The 21218-nt window shown below is 68.4% G+C and carries 18 protein-coding genes; 11 read left to right on the top strand and 7 right to left on the bottom strand.

Annotated features, from left to right (window positions below; genetic code table 11):
- Positions 1-115: 115 nt before the first annotated feature.
- Entirely contained in the window at positions 116-1099 is a 984-nt protein-coding gene (locus AB4083_RS10895) for a mitochondrial fission ELM1 family protein (protein WP_441607823.1), read from the top strand.
- Between the two features lie 110 nt (positions 1100-1209).
- Here AB4083_RS10895 and glnE read toward each other — a convergent pair whose 3' ends face one another.
- Positions 1210-4059, bottom strand: coding sequence for a bifunctional [glutamate--ammonia ligase]-adenylyl-L-tyrosine phosphorylase/[glutamate--ammonia-ligase] adenylyltransferase (glnE, locus tag AB4083_RS10890; protein ID WP_441607822.1), 2850 nt, complete (start codon positions 4057-4059; stop codon positions 1210-1212).
- A gap of 238 nt (positions 4060-4297) precedes the next feature.
- Between glnE and AB4083_RS10885 the strand changes: the two genes are divergently transcribed.
- Both AB4083_RS10885 and AB4083_RS10880 read left to right on the top strand, forming a co-directional pair.
- A complete protein-coding gene (locus AB4083_RS10885; RefSeq protein WP_441607821.1) occupies positions 4298-6190 on the top strand; it encodes an LTA synthase family protein in 1893 nt (630 codons plus the stop codon).
- A 217-nt stretch (positions 6191-6407) separates the two neighbouring features.
- Positions 6408-6794, top strand: a complete 387-nt coding sequence (locus AB4083_RS10880; protein ID WP_441607820.1) for a hypothetical protein — start codon at positions 6408-6410, stop codon at positions 6792-6794.
- Between the two features lie 167 nt (positions 6795-6961).
- On the opposite strand, the gene AB4083_RS10875 is transcribed toward AB4083_RS10880, so the two are convergent.
- The 3 genes from AB4083_RS10875 to groES form a co-directional block, all read right to left on the bottom strand.
- Positions 6962-8164 (bottom strand): Fic family protein, encoded by a 1203-nt coding sequence (locus AB4083_RS10875; protein WP_441607819.1) that lies wholly within the window; start codon positions 8162-8164, stop codon positions 6962-6964.
- 257 nt (positions 8165-8421) lie between these two features.
- Entirely contained in the window at positions 8422-10065 is a 1644-nt protein-coding gene (groL, locus tag AB4083_RS10870) for a chaperonin GroEL (protein WP_441607818.1), read from the bottom strand.
- Positions 10066-10122: 57 nt separating this feature from the next.
- Complete coding sequence (groES, locus tag AB4083_RS10865) at positions 10123-10416, bottom strand: co-chaperone GroES (RefSeq protein ID WP_026634928.1); 294 nt, start codon at positions 10414-10416, stop codon at positions 10123-10125.
- Between the two features lie 228 nt (positions 10417-10644).
- Between groES and cutA the strand changes: the two genes are divergently transcribed.
- Entirely contained in the window at positions 10645-10983 is a 339-nt protein-coding gene (gene cutA / locus AB4083_RS10860; protein ID WP_441607817.1) for a divalent-cation tolerance protein CutA, read from the top strand.
- Here the strand turns inward: cutA and AB4083_RS10855 are convergent.
- The 3 genes from AB4083_RS10855 to pdxR all read right to left on the bottom strand — a co-directional run bounded on the left by AB4083_RS10855 (position 10932) and on the right by pdxR (position 13950).
- Positions 10932-11369: a cupin domain-containing protein gene (locus tag AB4083_RS10855; protein ID WP_441607816.1), complete on the bottom strand. Its 438-nt coding sequence runs from the start codon at positions 11367-11369 to the stop codon at positions 10932-10934. The two genes, cutA and AB4083_RS10855, sit on opposite strands and share 52 nt — an antisense overlap.
- 11 nt (positions 11370-11380) lie before the next feature.
- Positions 11381-12394: a TlpA family protein disulfide reductase gene (locus AB4083_RS10850; RefSeq protein WP_441607815.1), complete on the bottom strand. Its 1014-nt coding sequence runs from the start codon at positions 12392-12394 to the stop codon at positions 11381-11383.
- Positions 12395-12492: 98 nt separating this feature from the next.
- Complete coding sequence (gene pdxR / locus AB4083_RS10845) at positions 12493-13950, bottom strand: MocR-like pyridoxine biosynthesis transcription factor PdxR (RefSeq protein WP_441607814.1); 1458 nt, start codon at positions 13948-13950, stop codon at positions 12493-12495.
- A gap of 109 nt (positions 13951-14059) precedes the next feature.
- Here pdxR and AB4083_RS10840 point away from each other — a divergent pair, with 109 nt between their 5' ends.
- From AB4083_RS10840 to accC, 7 genes are all read left to right on the top strand, one after another.
- Complete coding sequence (locus tag AB4083_RS10840; protein WP_441607813.1) at positions 14060-14764, top strand: glutathione S-transferase N-terminal domain-containing protein; 705 nt, start codon at positions 14060-14062, stop codon at positions 14762-14764.
- A 169-nt stretch (positions 14765-14933) separates the two neighbouring features.
- Positions 14934-15833, top strand: a complete 900-nt coding sequence (locus AB4083_RS10835; protein WP_441607812.1) for a DMT family transporter — start codon at positions 14934-14936, stop codon at positions 15831-15833.
- Positions 15834-15936: 103 nt separating this feature from the next.
- Complete coding sequence (locus AB4083_RS10830) at positions 15937-18120, top strand: protein-disulfide reductase DsbD family protein (protein ID WP_441607811.1); 2184 nt, start codon at positions 15937-15939, stop codon at positions 18118-18120.
- A complete protein-coding gene (locus AB4083_RS10825; protein WP_441607810.1) occupies positions 18120-18665 on the top strand; it encodes a peroxiredoxin family protein in 546 nt (181 codons plus the stop codon). Before AB4083_RS10830 ends, AB4083_RS10825 begins: the two co-directional genes overlap by 1 nt.
- 150 nt (positions 18666-18815) lie before the next feature.
- Entirely contained in the window at positions 18816-19265 is a 450-nt protein-coding gene (aroQ, locus tag AB4083_RS10820) for a type II 3-dehydroquinate dehydratase (protein WP_441607809.1), read from the top strand.
- Positions 19266-19329: 64 nt separating this feature from the next.
- Positions 19330-19782, top strand: a complete 453-nt coding sequence (gene accB, locus AB4083_RS10815; protein WP_441607807.1) for an acetyl-CoA carboxylase biotin carboxyl carrier protein — start codon at positions 19330-19332, stop codon at positions 19780-19782.
- Positions 19783-19801: 19 nt separating this feature from the next.
- Positions 19802-21163, top strand: coding sequence for an acetyl-CoA carboxylase biotin carboxylase subunit (accC, locus tag AB4083_RS10810; protein ID WP_441607806.1), 1362 nt, complete (start codon positions 19802-19804; stop codon positions 21161-21163).
- Positions 21164-21218 lie beyond the last annotated feature (55 nt).

Below are 21218 nucleotides of genomic sequence, written 5' to 3'. Positions count from 1 at the left end.
ATGCGCCGATCGGCGCCGTGACCCCGAAGTGTACGGGCACGCAGGGGCGAACAGGACTGGGCCGGACAGAACGTACTGTGGCGAGAATCGAAACAATCACGGGCCCGTGCCTCACATGACCAGGCTGCACGGCGAATGCTGGGTGGTCACCGACGGCCGTGCCGGCAACGACCGCCAGGCCCTGGCTCTGGCCGAAGCGCTGGGCCTGCCGTTCCGCCATCTGGTGCTGGGCCTGCGCCCGCCGTGGTCGTGGTTCGCGCCGCGGCTGCTGCCGGGCGGGCGCTTCGCCCTGCCCGCGCCGCAGCGCCGGGGCATCGTGGTGCCGCCGTGGCCGGCGGTGGTCGTAGGCTGCGGCCGCACGGCGGCGTACTACACGCGGCTGGTGCGCGAATTGTCCGAAGGCGGCAGCTATGCCGTGCAGATACTGGACCCGCGCCTCGATCCGTTGCTGTGGGACACCGTGATCGCGCCGCGCCACGACGGCCTGGACGGGCCGAACGTGCTGCGTCCGCTGGGCTCGCTCAATCCGGTCGACGAGGCCTGGCTGGCCGAAGGCCGCGAAGTCTGCCCCGCCTTCGGCGATCTGCCGCAGCCGCGCGTGGCCGTGCTGGTGGGTGGCCCGCGCAAGGGCATCCCGATCGATGCGGCCTACGCCGAGGCGCTGGCCACCCAATTGGTGGCGCAGCAGCGGCGCGATGGCGGCAGCCTGCTGGTGCTCGCCTCGCGGCGCACGCCGGCGCCGGTCGTCGCGATACTGCGCGAGCGCCTCGCCGGCATCCCTGGTGTGGTGTGGAGCAATGAGGAAGACGGCGCCAATCCCTACCCCGCCACGATGGGCTGGGCCGATCGCCTGGTGGTGACGCCGGACTCGATCAACATGCTGTCGGAAGCCTGCGCCGTCGGCTGTCCGGTGCAGACCCTGGTGCGCGCACCGTTGCCGGGCAAGTTCGCCAGGTTCCATCGGGCGCTGCGCGAGGCAGGGCTGTTGCACGATCTCGATGACGACATCAGCGCACGGCAGACGCCGCTGCGCGAAACGCGCGCGATCGCCGAGACGGTGCGCCAGCGCATCGCGGCGCGCAACGCGAGCCGCGCATAACCGGACGTAACTGGGCGCAGGTTGGGGTGAGCCGCAGGCGAACCCCAACATCGCCACATCCGGATGCACCGCCATGTTGGGGTTCGCCTGCGGCTCACCCCAACCTACGTCTACGTCCAGTCGAAGGCGAAGCCCAGTTCCGCCGTGACGCGCCGTACTTCTTCGCTGAGGCTTTCCAGTGCGGGCTCGCGCGGCGCGATGCGCGAACGCAGGTCCAGCGTGCAGGCGAGCGCGCGGCGCAGCAGCTCGCCATGCGCCCGCGCGAACACCTCGGCCTGCGCCGTATCGAGCAGGCCAGCCGCGCGGCAGGCTTCGATCAAGGCCGCGTTCGCGGTGGACGCCAGCAGCGATGGCCGCTCCGCCGCATGCGCCAGCACCAGGCCCTGCAGCGCGAATTCGATATCGAGCAGGCCGCCGGGGCCCTGCTTCAGGTCGAACAGGCGCTCGTCGGAGCGCTCGCGCTCGGCGCGCCAGCGCCGGCGCATGTCGCTGACGTCGGCCAGCACGCGGGCGCGCTCGCGCGGCACGGCGAGGATCTCGCGGCGCACCTCGAGCAGCTCGGCATTGAGCGCCGCATCGCCAGCCACCGGGCGCGCGCGCAGCAGCGCCTGGTGTTCCCACGTCCAGGCGCGGCTGCGCTGGTATTCGGCGAACGCTTCCAGGCTGCTCACCAGCAGGCCTTTGGAACCGTCCGGACGCAGGCGCGTATCCACTTCGTACAGGCGGCCGGCGCGGGTGAGCACGGTGAGCCAGTTCATCGCCCGCTGCGCCAGGCGCTGGTACCAGCGCGAGCCTTCGATCGGGCGCGCGCCGTCGCTCATGACATGCGCGCGGCGCGTGTCGTAGACGAAGACCAGGTCCAGGTCCGAGGCGAAGCCCAGTTCCTCGCCGCCCAGGCTGCCGTAGCCCAGCACCGCGAAGCCGCTGCCCTCGCCCGGCAAGCGGCCGTGCTGTTCGGTGAGTTCGCGCTCGGCCAAGGCCGTTACCGCGATCACCACCGACTCGGCCAGCGCACCCAGGCGGCGCGCGGTGGCGACGGCGTCGGCGCGGCCGTCGTTGAAGGCCAGGCCCAGACGGAACGCGGTGCTGGCCTTGAATTCGTTGATGCGCTCCAGCTCCGCTTCCGCCTCGCGCTCGTCCAGCGTGCCGAGCACGCGACTGATTTCCGCGCTGATATCGGCGCGCTTCAACGGCAATTGGTCGATGCGCGGATCGAGCACGTCGTCCAGCAGCAGCGGCTGCGCGATCACGCGCTCGGCCAGGAAGGCGCTGCGTGCGAACAGTTCCGCCAGGCGGCGCCGCGCCGCCGGCTGTTCTTCCAGCAGGGCCAGATACGAGGAGCGGCGCGCCACCGTCTGCACCAGCCGGCACAGGCGCAGCAGGCCCGGCACCGGCGCCGCGCTGTCGCGCGCCAGCGCCAGCAGCTGCGGCATCAGGCGGTCGAGCTGTTCGCGCGAACGCGGCGGCATCGCACGCACCGCGGCGGCCTGCGGCAGTTTCAGCAACGCTTCGGCAGCGTCGGCGCCGGGCTGGAAACCCGCCGCTTCGAGCATGCCGGGATCGATTTCCTCGGCGCACACGCGCCGCCACAGCGCCACGTCTTCCGCCGGCACGCTCGCGGTGCGGCCGCCCTGCGGCACCAGTACTTCGGCGAATTCCTCGCTGACCACGGCGCGGTGGCGGGCAAGCTCCGCCGCCAGCTCTTCCCACGAGGCATGGCCCAGGCCGAGCGCGATGCGCTCGCGGCTCAGTGCATCCGCGGGGATATCGTGGGTCTGCGCATCGCGCAGCATCTGCACGCGGTTCTCGACCCGGCGCAGGAACACATAGGCCTCGCGCAGCGCCTTCGCGCGCGAGGCGGCGATATGCCCGCGCGCCTCACAGGCAGTCAGCGCCGGCAGCAGGCCGCGCACGCGCAGGCTGGGTTCGCGGCCGCCGCGGATCAGCTGGGTCAGCTGCACGATGAATTCGACCTCGCGGATGCCGCCGGGACCGAGCTTGAGATTGTCGGCCAGGTCCTTGCGCGCCACCTCGGCGTCGATCAGCGCCTTCATCTCGCGCAGGCCGGCGAAGGCGGTGTAGTCCAGGTACTTGCGATACACGAACGGGCGCAGCAATTCCTGCAGCTGCTTGCCGGCGTTGCGGTCGCCGGCCACGGGGCGCGCCTTGATCCAGGCGTAGCGTTCCCAGTCGCGGCCTTCGCTCTGGTAGTACTGCTCCATCGCGCTGAATGGCAGCGCCAGGCGTCCCGCATTGCCGAACGGGCGCAGGCGCAAGTCCACGCGCGCGCAGATGCCGTCGACGGTCGGCTCGGCCAGCAGGCGCACCAGCTGGCGGCCCATGCGCACGAAGTATTCGCTGTTGTCGAGCGGCCGCGGGCCGTCGCTCTGGCCGCCGTGCGGATAGGCCAGCACCAGGTCGATATCGGAGGAGAAATTCAGTTCGGTGCCGCCGAGCTTGCCGAAGCCGACCACCACCATGCGCTGCAGTGCGCCGTCGTGGTCGCGGCTGTGGCCGTAGCGCGCGGCGAGCGCGCGTTCGGACCAGCCCAGCGCGGCGCCGAGCAGCACCTCGTACAGCACGCTGGTGGCGGACAATGTTTCGGGCAGTTCGTCCAGTCCGTTGACGTCGCGGAACACCAGCCGCAGCGCTTCGGCATGGCGGAAGCGGCGCAGCGCAGCCATGCAGACGGCTTCGTCCGGGTCCAGCTTCAGCGCCTCGATGCGCGTGCTGGCGTCGCCGCCGGCACGCAGGCGTTCCAACCCCTGCGGCGCCAGCAGCTGCGGCTGGCGGAACCAGATGTCGTAGGCGAAATCGCTGGCCAGCAGGGCGCGGCGGATGCGCTCCGCCACGCCGGCGTCGTCGTGCAGCGCAACACCGGCCAGGCGGCAGCGCGCGGCCAGTTCTGCGTAGCGGTCGTCGATCAGGGCGCGTAGCGCCGGGGATTCCTTGGGCTGCATCCGGACATTGTGCCCTTGGCGCCGGTGCGCCGTCTGCGCCCGCTGGCGTGGCGCCAAGATGACCGGCAGATGACCGCGAAAACCTGCACGGATGAGGCCCGTGCACCCGCTGCTGCGCCATCACGTTGCCACTGCTCGAAAAGTACGCAAACGCCACGGGCGCCGAACACCTGGTTCACGCCGATATCGTTACATTCCGATGTCCGAGCCATGACAGCGCACTCCCCCAAGGACTGCCATGAGCAAGCCTCTCAATCAAGCCGCCAGGCCAAGCCTGGCCCGACGCGTCGCCCTCCCGCTGGTGCTGGCCGCGGCCTTCGTGTTGTTCACCGGCTGGCTGGACGGCGGCGAAGGTGTCGCGCCGCAGCAGCTGTTCCAGCAGCCGCTGTACCTGCTGGCCAATGCGTTGCCGGGGCTGCTCCTGGCGGTGCTGCTGATGGTGCTGAGCCGGCGGCCGCTGCTGTCGTTCGGCCTGGCCTTCCTGCTGCAGGGCGTGCTGTACGGCGTCAATGCGCTGAAGGTGAAACAGCTGGGCACGCCGCTGATGCCGGCCGATTTCCGCATGGTCGGCCAGCTGCGCAAGGGCGGCCTGCACCTGCTTGGCGGCTATCTGCCTGCGACGCCGTGGCCGTATCTGGCGCTTGCCGCGGGCATCGCGCTGGTGGTGCTGGCCTGGCGCAAGGAGCTGCCGCTGTTCCCGCGCCGTACCCGCGGCAAGCGCTTGCTGGCCGGTGCCTCGGTGCTGCTGGTGCTCGGTTCACTGCTCGGCGGCGCGCCGGCCTGGGGCCGCTTCTACGACGGCGAGACGCTGTGGATGGAGCCGTGGTCGGCCTCCTCCACCGCGCAGCATTCCGGGCTGGTCAGTTCGCTGATGATGTTCCACCTGCACTTCGGCCAGCAGCGCAAGAAGGCCGACCCTAATGCAGCGATGCAGTTGATCGGCCAGGCCGACAGCGCCCTGCGCGAACGCATGCGCACGGCGCCGGGCGATACCGGCGCCATGCCGGACATCGTGGTGGTGCAGAGCGAATCCTTCTTCGATCCGGCCATCATCAAGGGCTTCGAGTATCACGACCTGACGCCCAACCTGCATCGCCTCGCGCAGCAGGGCTACAGCGGCGCACTGCACGTGCCGACCTTCGGCGGCGGCACCATCCGCACCGAGTTCGAAGTGCTGACCGGCCTGTCGCTGCGCTACTTCGACGACCTGCAGTTCCCGTATCTGCAGCTCAACACCAAGGTGGTGCCGGGCGTGGTGCGCACGCTGCGTTCGCACGGCTACCAGACGGTGGCGATCCACGGCAACAACCCGGCGTTCTGGAACCGCAGCACGGCCTTCCGCGCGATCGGCTTCGACCGCTTCGTCTCGCAGGGCGGCTTCGTCAACGCCAAGGACCTGGACGGCCAGTACATGGCCGACCGCGCGATGACCGACGAGATCATGGCCCAGCTGAAAGACGCCGGCCCGCCGCAGTTTCTGTTCGCGATCAGCATCGAGGCGCACGGCCCCTACGATGTGGCGCCGGCCGATGCGGTCAAGCGCCATGCGATCCCGGTACCGGACGGCCTCGCCGACGAAGACAAGACCGAGCTGCGCAACTACCTCTATCACATGCAACACGCGGACGAGGAACTGGGCCGCCTCGCCAGCCTGCTGGCGCAGCGCGATCGCCCGACCCTGCTGCTGTTCTACGGCGACCATCTGCCCGGCCTCAGCGGCGCGTTCGAAACGCTCGGCTTCGTCGACGGCAAGGACATGCTGAGCGAACCGGGCACCTGGCTGCTGGTCGATCCGCGCAATCAGGTGCAGCCGCAGCGCGAGGATCTCGCCTCGTGGATGCTGCCGGGCAAGGTGCTGGAACAGGCCGGCATCCATGACGATGCCTACTTCGCATTGACCCAGGTGCTGGCTCCGCAGCTCGCCGCGCTCACCCGCGCGCCGGGCGCGCCGCCGCAAGCGGAGGACGGCGCCGAGCAGCACACCGATGCGGCCATGGAAAGCGTCGCGCTGCTGCGGCTGAAGGGAAAACTCGACCGGATGCTGCCGCGCGCGAATGCCTTGACGGAACACACCGGCTTCGCGCAGGAAGGCGCGCCGCCCGCCGCGGCGACCGAAGGCGCGCATCAGTAATCCCGCGCAAAGCGCATTCCCACTAGCAGCGCGAAGAAAAACAAGAGTGCGCGGAACGTGTTTTTTACCAACACGTACCAGCGATTCAGCGAGATGTCCGCCGGCTTAAGCAAACCTGCGACGCCCGAAAAAATTCAGGATTCAGCAGGTAATCCGCCTCTAGCGTGATTCCACCGCGGCACGTTGCGTCGCGGCAATCACATCGGAGGTTTACCCCATGCGTAAGACCCTGCTTGCTGCTCTCGTCCTTTCCGCCAGCGTGCTGGCTGCCCCCGCCTTCGCCCAGGCCCAGGCCGCCGCCAAGGCCGACGCGAGCGTCAACGCCGGCGCTGCCGTGCAGGACGCCACCAAGACGGCCGACGCGGCCGCCACCAAGACCAGCGACACCGCGACCAGCGCGGGCGACACCGTGAAGAAGGCCGCGCACAAGGCCAAGCACGCCGGCCACAAGGCGGCGAAGACCACCGAGTCGGCCACTACCGACGCCGCTGCCGGCGCGGAAGGCGCCACCTCGGTGAAGGCCGATGCGAAGGTCGAAACGCCGGTTGCCGGCGCCGCGGTCGGCGCGAAGACCGACGCCAAGGCACAAGCCGGCGGCAAGTAAGCGATAGAGCGACGCGGCGCCAAGGGCGCGACGCGTGCGAACCAACCCCGGGAGGTGGACTCCCGGGGTTTTCTTTTGCGCGAAAAGAAAACCGTCTCGGCGGGGATTTTCTGGTGTCGATGCAGCGGACAGACCAAGCGAAAGTCCACGGCGGTCATGTCACTCAATCATCTTGCCGCCGCCTCCGCATCCCTGGATTCACCGAACAGCTCGATATAGGCCTGATAGTGGAACAACCGATTGCGCCGATAGCCCGTGGCCTCCGCAAGGATGCCCTGCGCAACCAGCCGCGAAACCAGGTTGTTGGCCGCGGTGTAGGTCGTGGCAGTCAGGGTCTGCACGTCGGCCACTGAAACGATCGGGCGCCGATACAGGTATTCCAATAGCTTGTGGCCATTGCCGGCGGCGCGTCCCAGCCCCTCGGTAACCTTGGCGCGATGATCCTCGCGCAGCAGAAGGATGCGTCGCGCCGTCTCCGTCGCCTCGCGGCTGACACTCACCACGCCGCGCAGGAAGAACGCCAGCCAGCTTTCCCAATCACCCGTGTCGCGCACGGATTGCAGGCGTTCGTAGTATTCGGTGCGGTGCTGCTTGAAGAAGTGCGAGAGGTACAGCACGGGCTTGCCCAGGATCTCCCGCTGGCACAGCAGAAACGTGATGAGCAGGCGGCCAACGCGTCCATTGCCATCGAGGAAAGGATGGATGGTTTCGAACTGTGCGTGGGCCAGGCCGATTTGAATCAATGGCGGTAAATCGCTCTCGGCGTGCAGGAAGGTTTCCAGTGCACCGAGCGCGATCGGCACTTCGTGGGGCGGCGGCGGAACGAAGCTGGCTTCGCTCAAGGTGCATCCCGCGGAGCCGATCCAGTTCTGCGAATGACGCAGTTCACCAGGCGTCAGTCGCATGCCGCGCACGCCTTGCAACAGGCGCTCGTGGATTTCGCGAATCAGGCGCACCGAAACCGGCAGCTCCCCGAGTCGGGCCAGGCCGTAGTTCATGGCGCTGACGTAGTTGACCACTTCATCGACATCGCGCGGCCGATCCGGCGCCAGGATGTGGGCTTCGGCGGCCAAAAGGTCCTGTAGCGAGCTCTGCGTGCCTTCGATCTGACTGGAGAGCACCGCCTCCTTGCGCACGTACATGAAGACGAACAAGTCGGGGTTGGGCAAGGTCTGGATCGAACCGTCAAGGCGACCGAGCGCCCGGTCGGCCAGTGACAACAACGCCTGCAGCTCACCCTCCAGTTGCAGCGGCGGCTGGGGTGGCAAAGGGTTCGGATGAAAAGCGCGGTAACCGCGGGGCTGGGCGATGTAGCGCCCGGCGCGCTGACGCCGTTCGTCGGCCGGGGTGCGGCTGTCAGGGTTGTTCATACAAGGCTGACTTGCATATAGGTGGATTTTCTTTCCATATTAAACGCAGACTGCAATATAGGGACGCTTTGGCGCTATATGCAAGGCAGCCAATGATAGGAAACCCGGTCGGCCCGGGGCATACCTGCCATGGCGAAATCAGACGGCATCCCCGCTTTCCTGCTGCAGGGCCGGCAGCTCGAGGAACCATGGCGTAAAAAAAGAAAACCCCGCACAAGGCGGGGTTTTCTCCAAACAAGCAACCGGGGTGGAACGGATCAGAAATCCATGCCGCCCATGCCGCCCATGCCACCACCCGCACCGTGCGAATGGCCTTCTTCCTTCTTCGGCAGCTCGGTCACGGCCGCTTCGGTCGTGATGATCGAGCCGGCCACCGAGGCGGCGTACTGCAGCGCCGAACGGGTGACCTTGGTCGGGTCCAGGATGCCGAAGGCGATCATGTCGCCGAACTCGCCGGTGGCGGCGTTGTAGCCGAAGTTGCCCTGGCCTTCCTTCACCTTGTTGGCGATGACGGAGGGCTCTTCGCCGGCATTGGCCACGATCGCGCGCAGCGGGGCTTCCAGTGCACTGATGGTGATCTTGATGCCGTGGTTCTGGTCTTCGTTGGCGCCCTTAAGGCCGACCACGGCCTTCAGCGCACGGATCAGGGCGACACCGCCGCCCGGCACCACGCCTTCTTCGACGGCCGCACGGGTGGCGTGCAGGGCGTCTTCGACGCGGGCCTTCTTTTCCTTCATTTCCACTTCGGTGGCTGCGCCGACCTTGATCACGGCCACGCCGCCGGCCAGCTTGGCCACGCGCTCCTGCAGCTTCTCGCGGTCGTAGTCGGAGGAGGTCTCCTCGATCTGCGCCTTGATCTGGCCGATGCGCGACTGGATCTTCTCGGCTTCGCCGGCGCCGTCGATGATCGTGGTGTTTTCCTTGGTGACCACGATCTTCTTCGCGCGGCCCAGGTCCTGGATGGTGGCCTTCTCAAGCTGCAGGCCCACTTCCTCGGAAATGACCTGGCCGTTGGTCAGGATGGCCATGTCTTCCAGCATCGCCTTGCGGCGGTCGCCGAAGCCCGGGGCCTTCACGGCGGCGACCTTCACGATGCCGCGGATGGTGTTGACCACCAGGGTCGCCAGCGCCTCGCCTTCCACTTCCTCGGCGACGATCAGCAGCGGCTTGCCGGCCTTGGCCACGCCCTCGAGGATCGGCAGCAGCTCGCGCACGTTGGAGATCTTCTTGTCGTACAGCAGGATGAAGGGGTCATCCAGTTCGACCTGCTGCGACTGCTGGTTGTTGATGAAGTACGGCGACAGGTAGCCGCGGTCGAACTGCATGCCTTCGACCACGTCCAGCTCGTTGTCCAGGCCCGAGCCTTCCTCGACGGTGATCACGCCTTCCTTGCCGACCTTCTTCATGGCGGTGGCGATGATTTCGCCGATGACCGCGTCGGAGTTGGCGGAGATGGTGCCGACCTGGGCGATCGCCTTGTCGTCGGCGGTCGGGTTGGAGAGCTTCTTGAGCTCTTCCACGGCGGCGATCACGGCCTTGTCGATGCCGCGCTTCAGGTCCATCGGGTTCATGCCGGCGGCGACCGCCTTCAGGCCGTCCTGGATGAACGCCTGGGCCAGCACGGTGGCGGTGGTGGTGCCGTCACCGGCCACGTCGGAGGTCTTGGAAGCGGCTTCCTTGACGATCTGCGCGCCGATGTTCTCGTACTTGTCGGCCAGCTCGATTTCCTTGGCGACGGAGACGCCGTCCTTGGTCACGGTCGGAACGCCGAAGCTCTTTTCCAGCACCACGTTGCGGCCCTTCGGGCCCAGGGTCACCTTGACCGCGTTGGCCAGGGTGTTGACACCCTTGAGCATGCGGGCGCGGACGTCTTCGCCGAAACGGACTTCTTTTGCAGCCATGTCTTTATTCCTTTGAATGCTTGAATGAGGAGAGGGAAGAGAAGCGGGAGAGGCTGCTTAGCCTTCGATCACCGCAACGATGTCGTCTTCCTTCAGGAAGACCAGCTCTTCGCCGTCGATCTTGATTTCCTGGCCGGCGTACTTGCCGAACAGCACCACGTCGCCTTCGTTGACCGACATCGGGCGGACCTTGCCGTCTTCCAGGATGCGGCCAGCGCCGGCGGCGATGACCTTGCCGCGGGTCGGCTTCTCGGTGGCGCTGTCGGGGATGACGATGCCGCCGGCGGAGACGCGCTCTTCTTCGAGACGCTTGACGATGACGCGGTCGTGCAGCGGACGCAGCTTGCTCATGGTGATGGGCTCCAGCTTGGGTTTGAGTGGATCGAAAGAGGTGTCCCCGGAACGGCACCTGCCGCGCTGTTAGCACTCCGGGTGAGCGAGTGCCAATACTAGCGGCGCAGGAATCCCCCGCAAAGAGGCTTTGTTCCGAAGCTGAGAGGCTAATGGGGAAACCCGCCGGGGCTTTCAAGGGGCGGCGGGGCATGTGGTGGCAGGGGGCGCCGCGCTAGGCTCCCCGCCATGACCGACCCCGTCCTGCTCTGCTACTGCACCTATCCGGACTCCCCCAAGTCCGCCGGATTCGCCAAAACCCTGGTGGAAGAAGGGCTGGCCACCTGCATCAACCGCCTGCCGGGAGTGCGCTCGACCTACCGCTGGGAGGGCAAGGTCTGCACCGATGTCGAGGAATTGCTGCTCATCAAGACCACCGCGGCGCGCTTCGATGCCCTGAAGACGCGCCTGCTGGAACTGCACCCCTACGCGCTGCCGGAGCTGATCGCGGTGCCCGTGGAGCGCGGCCACGATGCCTATCTGGACTGGGTCCGGGCCGGTGTGCGGGGCTCAACTGGCGCGGCCTGATCCGGCACGGTCAGCCGGGCGTCCGGCTTGGCCACGAACACCACCAGAAACGTCGCCGGCTCGGTGCCGCTGACATTGGCGGTGCCCACGTGATGCGCCCCGGCCGGTTCGAACCAGCTCTCGCCGGGGCCGTATTCCCGCGCCGGCTCGCTGTCGACCTGGCTGCGCACCCGGCCCGACAACATGTAAACGAAGGCGTCGGCCTCGTGGTGATGCGGCTTGGATTGCTGGCCAGGCGCGAAGGTCACGGTCAGCGCGATCAGCTGCTTGCCCGGCGCCTGGGTCAGCGGCGCGGTGAGCAGCGGGTGTTCCTCGGCGGCTAGCGCCGGCATGACGCTGCCGGCGGCCAGCCCAAGCGCGAAGGCATAGCGAAACAGGACAGACATGGCGGCCACCATCAGTGTGCGGTCAAGGTCTTGAGCGCCTGGTCCAGCGGCGCGCCAGCCTGTTCGACGCGGGCGGTGATGCGCCCCTGCGCATCGAACAGCAGCACCGTCGGCACGTGCGTCACGCGGAAGCGGCGGAACAGCGCGCCGGAATCGTCCAAGGTCAGCGGCATGCCGATGCGGTGCTCGTCGCGGTACTTGGCCAGCTCGTCGCGGGCGGCCCACAGGCCGGAGGCGACGCCGACCCAGCGCAGCTTCGTATCGTGCGCGGACAGCGCGGTGACCTGTTCGCGCATCGCACGGCAGCTCTTGGACAGCTCCGGCCGGCTGGTCGCCAGGTAGGACTCGCACCAGGGCGACAGGAACACCAGCGCCGTCGGCTTGCCCGCCTGCGGCAGCGACAGATGCTTGCCGTCCAGCAGGGCGGCGTCGAACGCGGGCACGCGGTCGCCGGTGTCGTAATGCGCTTCGTCTTTCGGCGCTACCGCGCCGGCGGCGGCCACGCCGGTGCTGCTGCGCGCGGCCTGCAGCGCGGCGTCCAGCTTGGCGTTCGCCTCATGGCCGACATACAGAATGCGACCGTCGCGCCCGATCACCACGTGCTGCGGCGTCACGCGCAGATGGAAAGCCTCGCCCAGCGAGCCATCGTCGAACACCAGCGGCATCTTCAGGCCCATCTCGTCGCGGTACTTGCGCACGTCATCGATGGTCTCGTCGAAGCCGACGCTGATGGCGATCACCGCCAGGTCGGGGCCGGCTTCCTCGTAGGTCTTCTTCAAATGCGGCATCTGCTCGCGGCAGGGCACGCACCAGGTGGCCCAGAACTTGAGGTAGATGGCCTGCTTGCCGACCAGGCTGGCCAGATCGATGGTCTTGCCGTCGATGGTCTTCAGGACGACGTGCGGCGCCGGCGTACCGACCAGGCTCTTGCCGGCCGCTTCGGCGCGCTGCTGGCCGGATTGCGCCCAGGCGGGCGCGGCGGCCAGGCCCAGCAGGAGGAAACAGCAAAGGAGGAGGCGATGCATGGCGGGGAGGATCCCAGGGTGAGAGTGGAGGCCATGCTCCGCTCCCTGTGGTCCGGCTTTAAGGGCCACTTCCTGGCAATTTTACGGGACCACTTTGCTCAGCCCGGCAGCCGTCTGGCGATCTGGCGCACCGCTTCCTCCATGCGCGAGGCCTCGATCAGGCCGTAGCCCAGCGCCAGCCCGTTCGAGCTGACGGGTCCGAACGTATAGCCATCCAATCCCTCGATGCGCACGCCCTGCCCGGCCACCTGCTCGACCAGCACATCGGTGCGCACTTTGGGTGGCAGCTTGGCGGACAGATGCAGCCCCGCGTCAGAAGGCCAGGCCTCCAACCCGTGCCGCGCCAGGGCATCGAGCAAGGCCTCGCGCCGCTCCGCATAGATATTGCGCATCCGCCGCACGTGGCGCGCCAGGTGTTCCTCCGCGATGAACGCTGCCAAGGTGTCCTGCGCGGGCACGTCGCAATGCCAGTCGGCCAGTTCCTTCGCCGCCGCCAGCGCCGGCAGCAGCCACGGCGGCGCCACCACGTAGCCGATGCGCAGCGCGGGGAACAGACATTTGGAGAAGGTGCCGACGTAGCAGACCGAGCCTTCGCGATCGAGCGTCTGCAGCGCGTCCAGCGGGCGGCCGCCGTAGCGGAATTCGCCGTCGTAGTCGTCCTCGATCACGGTGGCGCCGCGCGCCGCGGCCAGCGCCAGCAGTTCCGCGCGGCGGCGCGGCGACATCGACATGCCCAGCGGAAACTGATGCGACGGCGTCACGTAGATCACCCGCGCCTCGGCGGGAATGTGCTCCACCACGATGCCTTCGTCGTCGACCGGCACCGGCACCACCTTGGCGCCCACCGCAGCGAATGCGGCGCGCAGCGGCGTATAGCCGGGGTCCTCCACCGCCACCACGGTGCGGCCCGGCGTCACCAGCACGCGCGCCAGCAGATCGAAGGCCTGCTGCGCGCCGCTGGTCACCATCACGTCGTCCGGATCGCAGGCCACCGCGCGGGCAAACGACACGTGCTGCGCGATCGCCTCGCGCAACACCTGGCGCCCGCGCGACTGGCCCGACATCGACGGCAGCCGCGAAATGCCACGTAGGGCACGCGCCGACAGGCGGCGCCAGACCTCGAACGGAAACTGCCGCGTATCCGGCACGCCGAGGCGGAAATCGTGGGCGAACGCACCCGGCGGCGGCGATGGTGTCGGCGGATGCGCCTCGCGCCAATACGGCGCCAGCCGCCGGTCGCCACCGGCCTCGGCCGTGGTGGAGCGCGCACGGGCGCGGCGTTCCATCAGGTCGGCCACATAGTTGCCGGCACCGCGCCGCGCGACCACGTAACCCTCGCTCAGCAGCAGGTCGTAGGCCGCCACCACGGTGTTGCGCGACAGCTTCAGCGCCTGCGCCAGTTCGCGCGTGGCGGGGAGGCGCAGGCCGGCTTTCAGGCGTCCGTCCAGGATCGCCGCGCGCAATTGCGCATGCAGCGCGGCCTGCCGCTGGCGGGAGCCCTTGCCCGGCAGTTCCAGCCAGAACTCGAACGGATGGTCTTCGAAGGGATGATCCATGGCGCGCCCCGCTTAAGTGGACCCCAATAATTGTCGCATTGTGGTCCTTTTGCCAGACCATCCGACCCCCTAGCCTGCACCCATCGTCCTTAGCCACCGGATCGCCGCCATGCTCGAGCTCTACTACGCCGCCACCCCCAATGGCCTGAAGGCCCGCCTGTTCCTGGAAGAGGCCGGCATCCCGTACCGGCTGGTTCCGGTCAGCCTGAGCAAGGGCGAGCAGTTCAAGCCGCAGTTCCTGGCCATTTCGCCGAACAACAAGATCCCGGCGATCGTCGACCACGAGCCCGCCGACGGCGGCGCGCCGCTGACCATGTTCGAGTCGGGCGCGATCATGCTCTACCTGGCCGAGAAGACCGGCCGCCTGATCCCTGCCGACCTGCGCGGTCGCACCGAGGTGCTGCAGTGGCTGTTCTGGCAGATGGCGGGCCTCGGCCCGATGGCCGGGCAGATCGGGCACTTCAATGTGTATGCGACGGAGCAGGTGCCCTACGCCATCGACCGCTACACCCGCGAAGTCCGCCGCCTGTACGGCGTGCTGGATCGCCAGCTCGAAGGCCGCGAATTCATCGCGGGCGAATTCTCCATCGCCGATATCGCCTGCTATCCGTGGATCGTGCCGCACGAAGCGCATGGCCAGGAGCTGGCCGACTTTCCGAATCTCGCGCGCTGGTTCCGCACGATGGCCGAACGCCCCGCCACGGTGCGCACCTACGAAGGCGTGGAAAACGCCTACGCACCGAAGCAGGCGCTGACGGAAGCCGAGCGCCAGGTGCTGTTCGGCCAGGGCAAGTCGCCTACCGCCGCCAACTGATCGACCAGCGCCGTCCAGGAATCCCTCTCCCTCCGGGAGAAGGTGGCGGCAGCCGGATGAGGGTACGGGCGAAGTGGTGCACTTCACTCCGCCCGTACCCTCACCCCAACCCCTCTCCCGGAGGGAGAGGGGCTTCAACTTCCACACCTTCCCGCATGAGCCCCACGCCATGAAGAAGTCCGATCTCATCGCCCTGTTGTCGCTCGGTGCCCTGTGGGGCGCGTCGTTCCTGTTCATGCGCATGGGCGCGGACCAGTTCGGCGCCATGGCCTTGGCCGGGCTGCGCGCGATCGGTGCGGCGCTGTGCTCGCTGCCGCTGCTGGCCTCGCGCGAACGGCTGGCGGAGATGCGTCGGCACTGGCGGCCGATCGCGGTGGTGGGCATGAGCAATTCGGCGCTGCCGTTCGTGCTGTTCTCGTACGCGGCGACCAGCTTGCCGTCCGGCGTGTCGGCCATTTCCGACGCGATCGGGCCGCTGCTGGTGGCGCTGTCGGGCTGGCTGTGGCTGGGCGAGAAGCTGGACGGCACCCGCACGCTTGGCCTGACCGTGGGTTTCGCCGGCGTGGTGTGGCTGATCGCCGGCAGCGTCGGTTTCGGCCATGGCAGCGGTTCGGCCTGGGCCATGGCCGCCTGCGTCGCCGCCAATGTCTGCTACGCCTTCGGCGCGCATTACGGCCAGCGCCGCCTGCGCGGGGTGTCGCCGCTGGCGGTGGCGACGGGCAGCCAGCTCGTCGCCGCGGCCGTGCTGCTGCCGCTCACCATCGTGCTGTGGCCGGCGAAGATGCCGGGCACGCAGGCCTGGTTCGCCATGTTCGGCCTGGCCGCGGCCTGTACCTCGCTGGCTTACGTCCTGTTCTACCGCCTGATGGCGCGCATCGGTTCCACCCGCACGCTGGCGGTGCTGTACCTGATTCCGGTGTTCGGCGTGCTGTGGGGCCTGCTGTTCCTGGGCGAGCCGGTCACCCTGGCCATGGCCGGCGGCTGCGTGGTGATCCTGCTCGGCGTGGCGCTGACCACCGGCCTGGTCCGCCCGCGCACGATCGCCGCCGCGGCGCCGGAACAAGCCTGACCCTCTGACTGTCTCCCCGCAGCCGGCGCCTCGCGGGCTGGCTGCGCCATAATCCGAGATCGCCCGCGTCCCCGCGCCGGGCACTCCCTTCGCTGGAGCCGCAATGCAACCGATCCGCTTCATCCGACCGACGGCGCGCTTCATCGCCCTCGCCTGGCTACTGCTGGCCTTGCTGCTGTCGGGCATGTCCAGCGCCTGGGCGCAGGACGACGACAACATCCTGCCGGTGACCGAGGCCTACAAGCTGAAGGCCGACGCCTCCACCCCGGGTGTGCTGAAGCTGCACTGGGATATCGCACCGGACTACTACCTCTATCGCGGCCGCATGAAGTTCACCGGCGCCGACGGCGTCACCGCCGGCGAAGCCAGGCTGCCCGACGGCGCCAAGCATCACGACGAATACCTCGGCGACGTGGAGATCTACCACCACGAAGTGGAAGCCAGCGTGCCCTACACCGTGGCGCCGGGCACGCAGCGGCTGAAGATCGCCGTGCGCTACCAGGGCTGCCACGAAGTCGAGCCGAAGATCTGCTATCCGCCGCATACCGAACAGCTCGACCTGGCGCTGCCCGCCGGCACCGCGCAGGCCGACACGGCCGCGCCGCAGACGCTCGGCTCCGCCCTGGCCCAACTTGGTGGCACCTCCGCGAGCACGCCCGGCACCGACGCCGCGGCGCTGCCGGCCGAACAGGCCTTCCGCTTCGAAGCCCTGGCCCGCGCGCCGAACCAGCTGCTGCTGCGCTGGACCATGCCCAAGGGCTATTACCTGTATCGCGACCAGACCTCGCTGCATCTGAATGCCGCCGGCCTCAAGCTCGGCCAGCCGCAGTGGCCGCAGGGCACCGTCAAGCAGGATCCGCACTTCGGCAACGTCACCGTGTACTTCGACCAGGTCGAGCTGCCGGTGGCGATCGAAGGCGACACCTCGAAGCTCAAGCAGGTCGCGATCGAAGCCAGCTTCCAGGGCTGCCAGGACGGTGGGCTGTGCTACCCGCTGATGTCCCGCGCGGTGAGCGTGGACCTGGCCGGCGGCGCCGTCGCCACCGGCGAGGCCGTGGCCGGCCCCGCGCCGGAAGCGCGCCCCGCCGCCACCTTGGACGTAAGCCTGTGGGCCGCGCTGCTGCTCGCCCTGGGCGGCGGCCTGGTGCTGAACCTGATGCCGTGCGTGCTGCCGGTGCTGTCGATCAAGGCGGTCGGCCTGATCGAAAGCGGCGAAAGCCCGGCGCACCGGCGCCGCCATGCGCTGGCCTATACCGCCGGCGTGCTGGTGAGTTTCGTGGTGCTGGGCCTGGTGATCCTGTCGCTGAAGGCGGCCTGGGGCGCGCAGCTGCAGAAGCCGCTGGTGGTGGCGACGCTGTCGCTGGTGATGCTGGCGGTGGCGCTGTCGATGTCCGGCGTGGTGCAGTTCGGTGCCTCGCTGGGCAATACCGGCAGCGGGCTGGCCAGCCGCGCCGGCCTGGTCGGCGACTTCTTCACCGGCGTGCTGGCGGTGGTGGTGGCCAGTCCCTGCACCGCGCCGTTCATGGGTAGCGCATTGGCCTATGCGCTGGCCGCGCCGACCGCGCAGGCGATGCTGGTCTTCGTGATGCTGGGCCTGGGGTTGGCCCTGCCCTTCCTCGCCGTGGGCTATGTGCCGGCGCTGGCGCGCCTGTTGCCACGGCCCGGCGCGTGGATGGACACGCTCAAGCAGGTGCTGGCCTTCCCGATGTACCTGGCAGCCGCCTGGCTGGCCTGGGTGCTGGCCAACCAGCGCGGCGCCGACGCCGTGGGCCTGCTGCTGGTGGCGAGCGTGATGCTGGCGATGGCGCTGTGGTGGTTCGAACGCGCCCGCTATCGCAGCACCGGCGCGCGCATCCTGACGGTGCTGCCGCTGCTGCTGGCGCTGGCGCCGCTGTATTACCTGGCCCACCTGCCGGCCCCGGTAGCCGCCGCCGCTGCTGAAGGCACGGTCGCCTTTACCCCCGCCAGGCTGGCCGAACTGCGCAAGGCCGGCACCCCGGTCTTCGTCGACATGACCGCCGACTGGTGCATCACCTGCAAGGCCAACGAACACGCGGTGCTCGCCACCGACGCCTTCCGCGACCTGCTCAAGCGCACCGGCGCCGTCTATATGAAGGGCGACTGGACCAACGAGGACCCGGACATTACCGCCTTCCTGCAGCAGTACCACACCCCGGGCGTGCCGCTGTACGTGGTGTTTCCGAAGAACGGCGGAGAAGGCCGCAAGCTGCCGACGGTGCTGACCTCCTCGCTGGTCGATGAAGCACTGACCGAGGCGGCCAAGTAATGCTCAGCCGCAGCAATTGGTTGATCCTCGGCGCGGCGGTGCTGGTCGCCGCGCTGGGCGGCTGGCTGCAGCACGCCAGCCGGCAAGCGCACGCACCGGCCGGCGTGGAAGTGGCGAAGGTCGGCGATGTACGGCCGGACCTGGCCCTGCCGGGCCTGGACGGCAAGCAGCACCGGCTGTCCGAGTTCCACGGCCGCCGCGTGCTGCTCAACTTCTGGGCCAGCTGGTGCGGCCCCTGCCTGGACGAGATGCCGGCGCTGGCCAGAGCGCAGGCGAAGTTCGGCGATCAGGGCGCGATCGTCGTCGGCATCGCCATGGACGAACCGGCGCGGGCACGCGAATTCCTGGCCGCTCATCCGGTCGGCTATCCCATCCTGATCGGCCGCCTCGACAGCCCCAGCACCTCGCTGCGGCTGGGCAATATCGGCGAAGTCCTGCCTTACAGCGTGCTGCTGGATGCGGACGGCCGCATCCTCGACACGCGCCGCGGCGCCCTGGACGCGGCCACCCTGGAGCGTTGGCTGGCAGCGCCGGCCGCGCCCTGAGGCCATTCCGGCAGCAATACGGCGCCGCACGTTTTAACGTGAACTTCTCCGCCGAACATCGCCGATCTGCGCCGAACTAGACAACATTGCCGACTGCGCGCACACTCCCGCCGGTCGCCGGGCCCTGCCCGGTCCCGTGAAGGTTTCGGCGTGGCGAAGATCCTGGTCCTGCACGGACCCAATCTCAATCTGCTGGGCGCGCGCGAGCCGGACATCTATGGCCACGCCACCCTGGCCGACATCAACGCCGCCCTCGCCGCCCGCGCCCAGGCTGCGGGCCACGAACTGGCCTGGTTCCAGTCCAATGCCGAGCACGAGCTGATCGGCCGCATCCACCAGGCCCGCGACGAGCAGGTGGCGACGATCCTGTTCAACCCCGGCGCCTTCACCCACACCAGCATCGCGCTGCGCGACGCGCTGGCGGCGGTGGCGATCCCGTTCGTCGAAGTGCACCTGTCCAACGTGCACGCCCGCGAACCGTTCCGCCGCCACTCCTACCTGGCCGACATCGCCGTGGGCGTGATCTGCGGCTTCGGCGCGGACAGCTACCGGCTGGCCCTGGAAGCGGCCCTCAGCCGCCTGGAACGGTCTGCCGCCTGAGCGGCCGCCGCACCGGTTTTCTCTTCCCTGCCGCCACGGCGGCACCAACGAAAAGGTTTGACCGATGGACCTGCGCAAGATCAAGAAACTGATCGACCTGCTCGAGGAATCCAACCTCGCCGAGCTCGAGATCAAGGAAGGCGAGGAAGTCGTGCGCCTCTCGCGCGTGCCCAAGGGAACCATGAACGTCGCTGCCCCGGTCATGGCGCCGGTGATGCAGGCCGCCCCGGTCGCCGCCCCGGCGCCCGTCGCCGAAGCCGCCCCGGTCAGCACGCTGCCGGCCGGCCACGTGGTGAAGGCGCCCATGGTCGGCACCTTCTACGCCTCGGCCACCCCCGGTGCGGCCGCCTTCGTCAAGATCGGCCAGCAGGTCAAGGCCGGCGAGACGCTGGGCATCATCGAAGCCATGAAGATGTTCAACCAGATCGAAGCCGACGTCGGCGGCACGGTGCAGGCCATCCTGGTCGACAACGGCCAGCCGGTGGAATTCGACCAGCCCATGTTCGTGATCGCCTGAGCGGCCGACGACCATGCCCATGCTGGAAAAAGTAGTCATCGCCAACCGAGGGGAGATCGCGCTGCGCGTGCTGCGCGCCTGCCATAGCCTCGGCATCAAGACGGTCGCGGTGCATTCCACCGCGGACCGCAACCTCAAGCACGTCGGCCTGGCCGACGAGTCGATCTGCATCGGCCCGGCGCCGTCGGTCGACAGTTACCTCAATATCCCGCGCATCATCGCCGCGGCGGAAATCACCGACGCCCAGGCCATCCACCCGGGTTACGGCTTTCTGTCCGAGCGCGCCGACTTCGCCGAACAGGTCGAACAGTCGGGCTTCATCTTCATCGGCCCGACCGCGGACGTGATCCGCCTGATGGGCGACAAGGTCGAAGCGATCCGCGCCATGAAGGCCGCGGGCGTGCCCTGCGTGCCCGGCTCCGGCGGCCCGCTCGGCGACGAGGTGGACGAGAACATCCGCATCGCGCGCGAGATCGGCTACCCGGTGATCATCAAGGCCGCCGGCGGCGGCGGCGGCCGCGGCATGCGCGTGGTGCGCACCGAGGCGCACCTGGGCAATGCCGTCACCATGACCAAGCAGGAGGCCAAGGCGGCCTTCGGCAACGATCAGGTGTACATGGAGAAGTTCCTGGAGAACCCGCGCCACGTGGAGATCCAGGTACTGGCCGACGGCCAGGGCCACGCCATCCACCTGGGCGAGCGCGACTGCTCGATGCAGCGCCGCCACCAGAAGGTGGTGGAAGAAGCACCGGCGCCGGGCATCACGCCGGAACAGCGCGAACAGATCGGCAAGGTCTGCGTCGACGCCTGCCTGCGTATCGGCTATCGCGGCGCCGGCACCTTCGAGTTCCTGTACGAGAACGGGCGCTTCTACTTTATCGAGATGAACACCCGCATCCAGGTGGAGCATCCGGTGACCGAGCTGATCACCGGCATCGACCTGGTGCGCGAGCAGCTGCTGATCGCCGGCGGCGAGAAGCTGTCGATCCGCCAGGAAGACATCAAGATCCACGGCCACGCGATCGAATGCCGCATCAACGCCGAGGATCCGGACAACTTCCTGCCCTCGCCCGGCACCGTGAAGCGCTTCGAAGCGCCGGGCGGCCCCGGCGTGCGCGTCGACACGCATCTGTACGACGGCTACAAGATCCCGCCGAACTACGATTCGATGATCGGCAAGCTGATCGTGCACGGCCCGGACCGCGAGACCGCCATCGCGCGCATGCGCCTGGCCCTGGCCGAGACGGTGATCGAAGGCGTGAAGTGCAATATCCCGCTGCAGCAGCGCATCATGGCCGACGCCGGCTTCCAGCATGGTGGACAGAACATCCACTATCTGGAGAAGCGCATGGCGGAGCAGAAGGAACAGCAGCAACACTGACCTCCGATGCTGGGAACCCTTCTCCCTCCGGGAGCACGCGGGGAGGGCACAGGGA

The organism is Dyella sp. 2RAB6 (assembly GCF_052115385.1).
GTDB lineage: Bacteria > Pseudomonadota > Gammaproteobacteria > Xanthomonadales > Rhodanobacteraceae > Dyella_D.
Note: the sequence above shows the minus strand (reverse complement) of the source record. Positions and strands in the feature narration are given on the sequence as shown.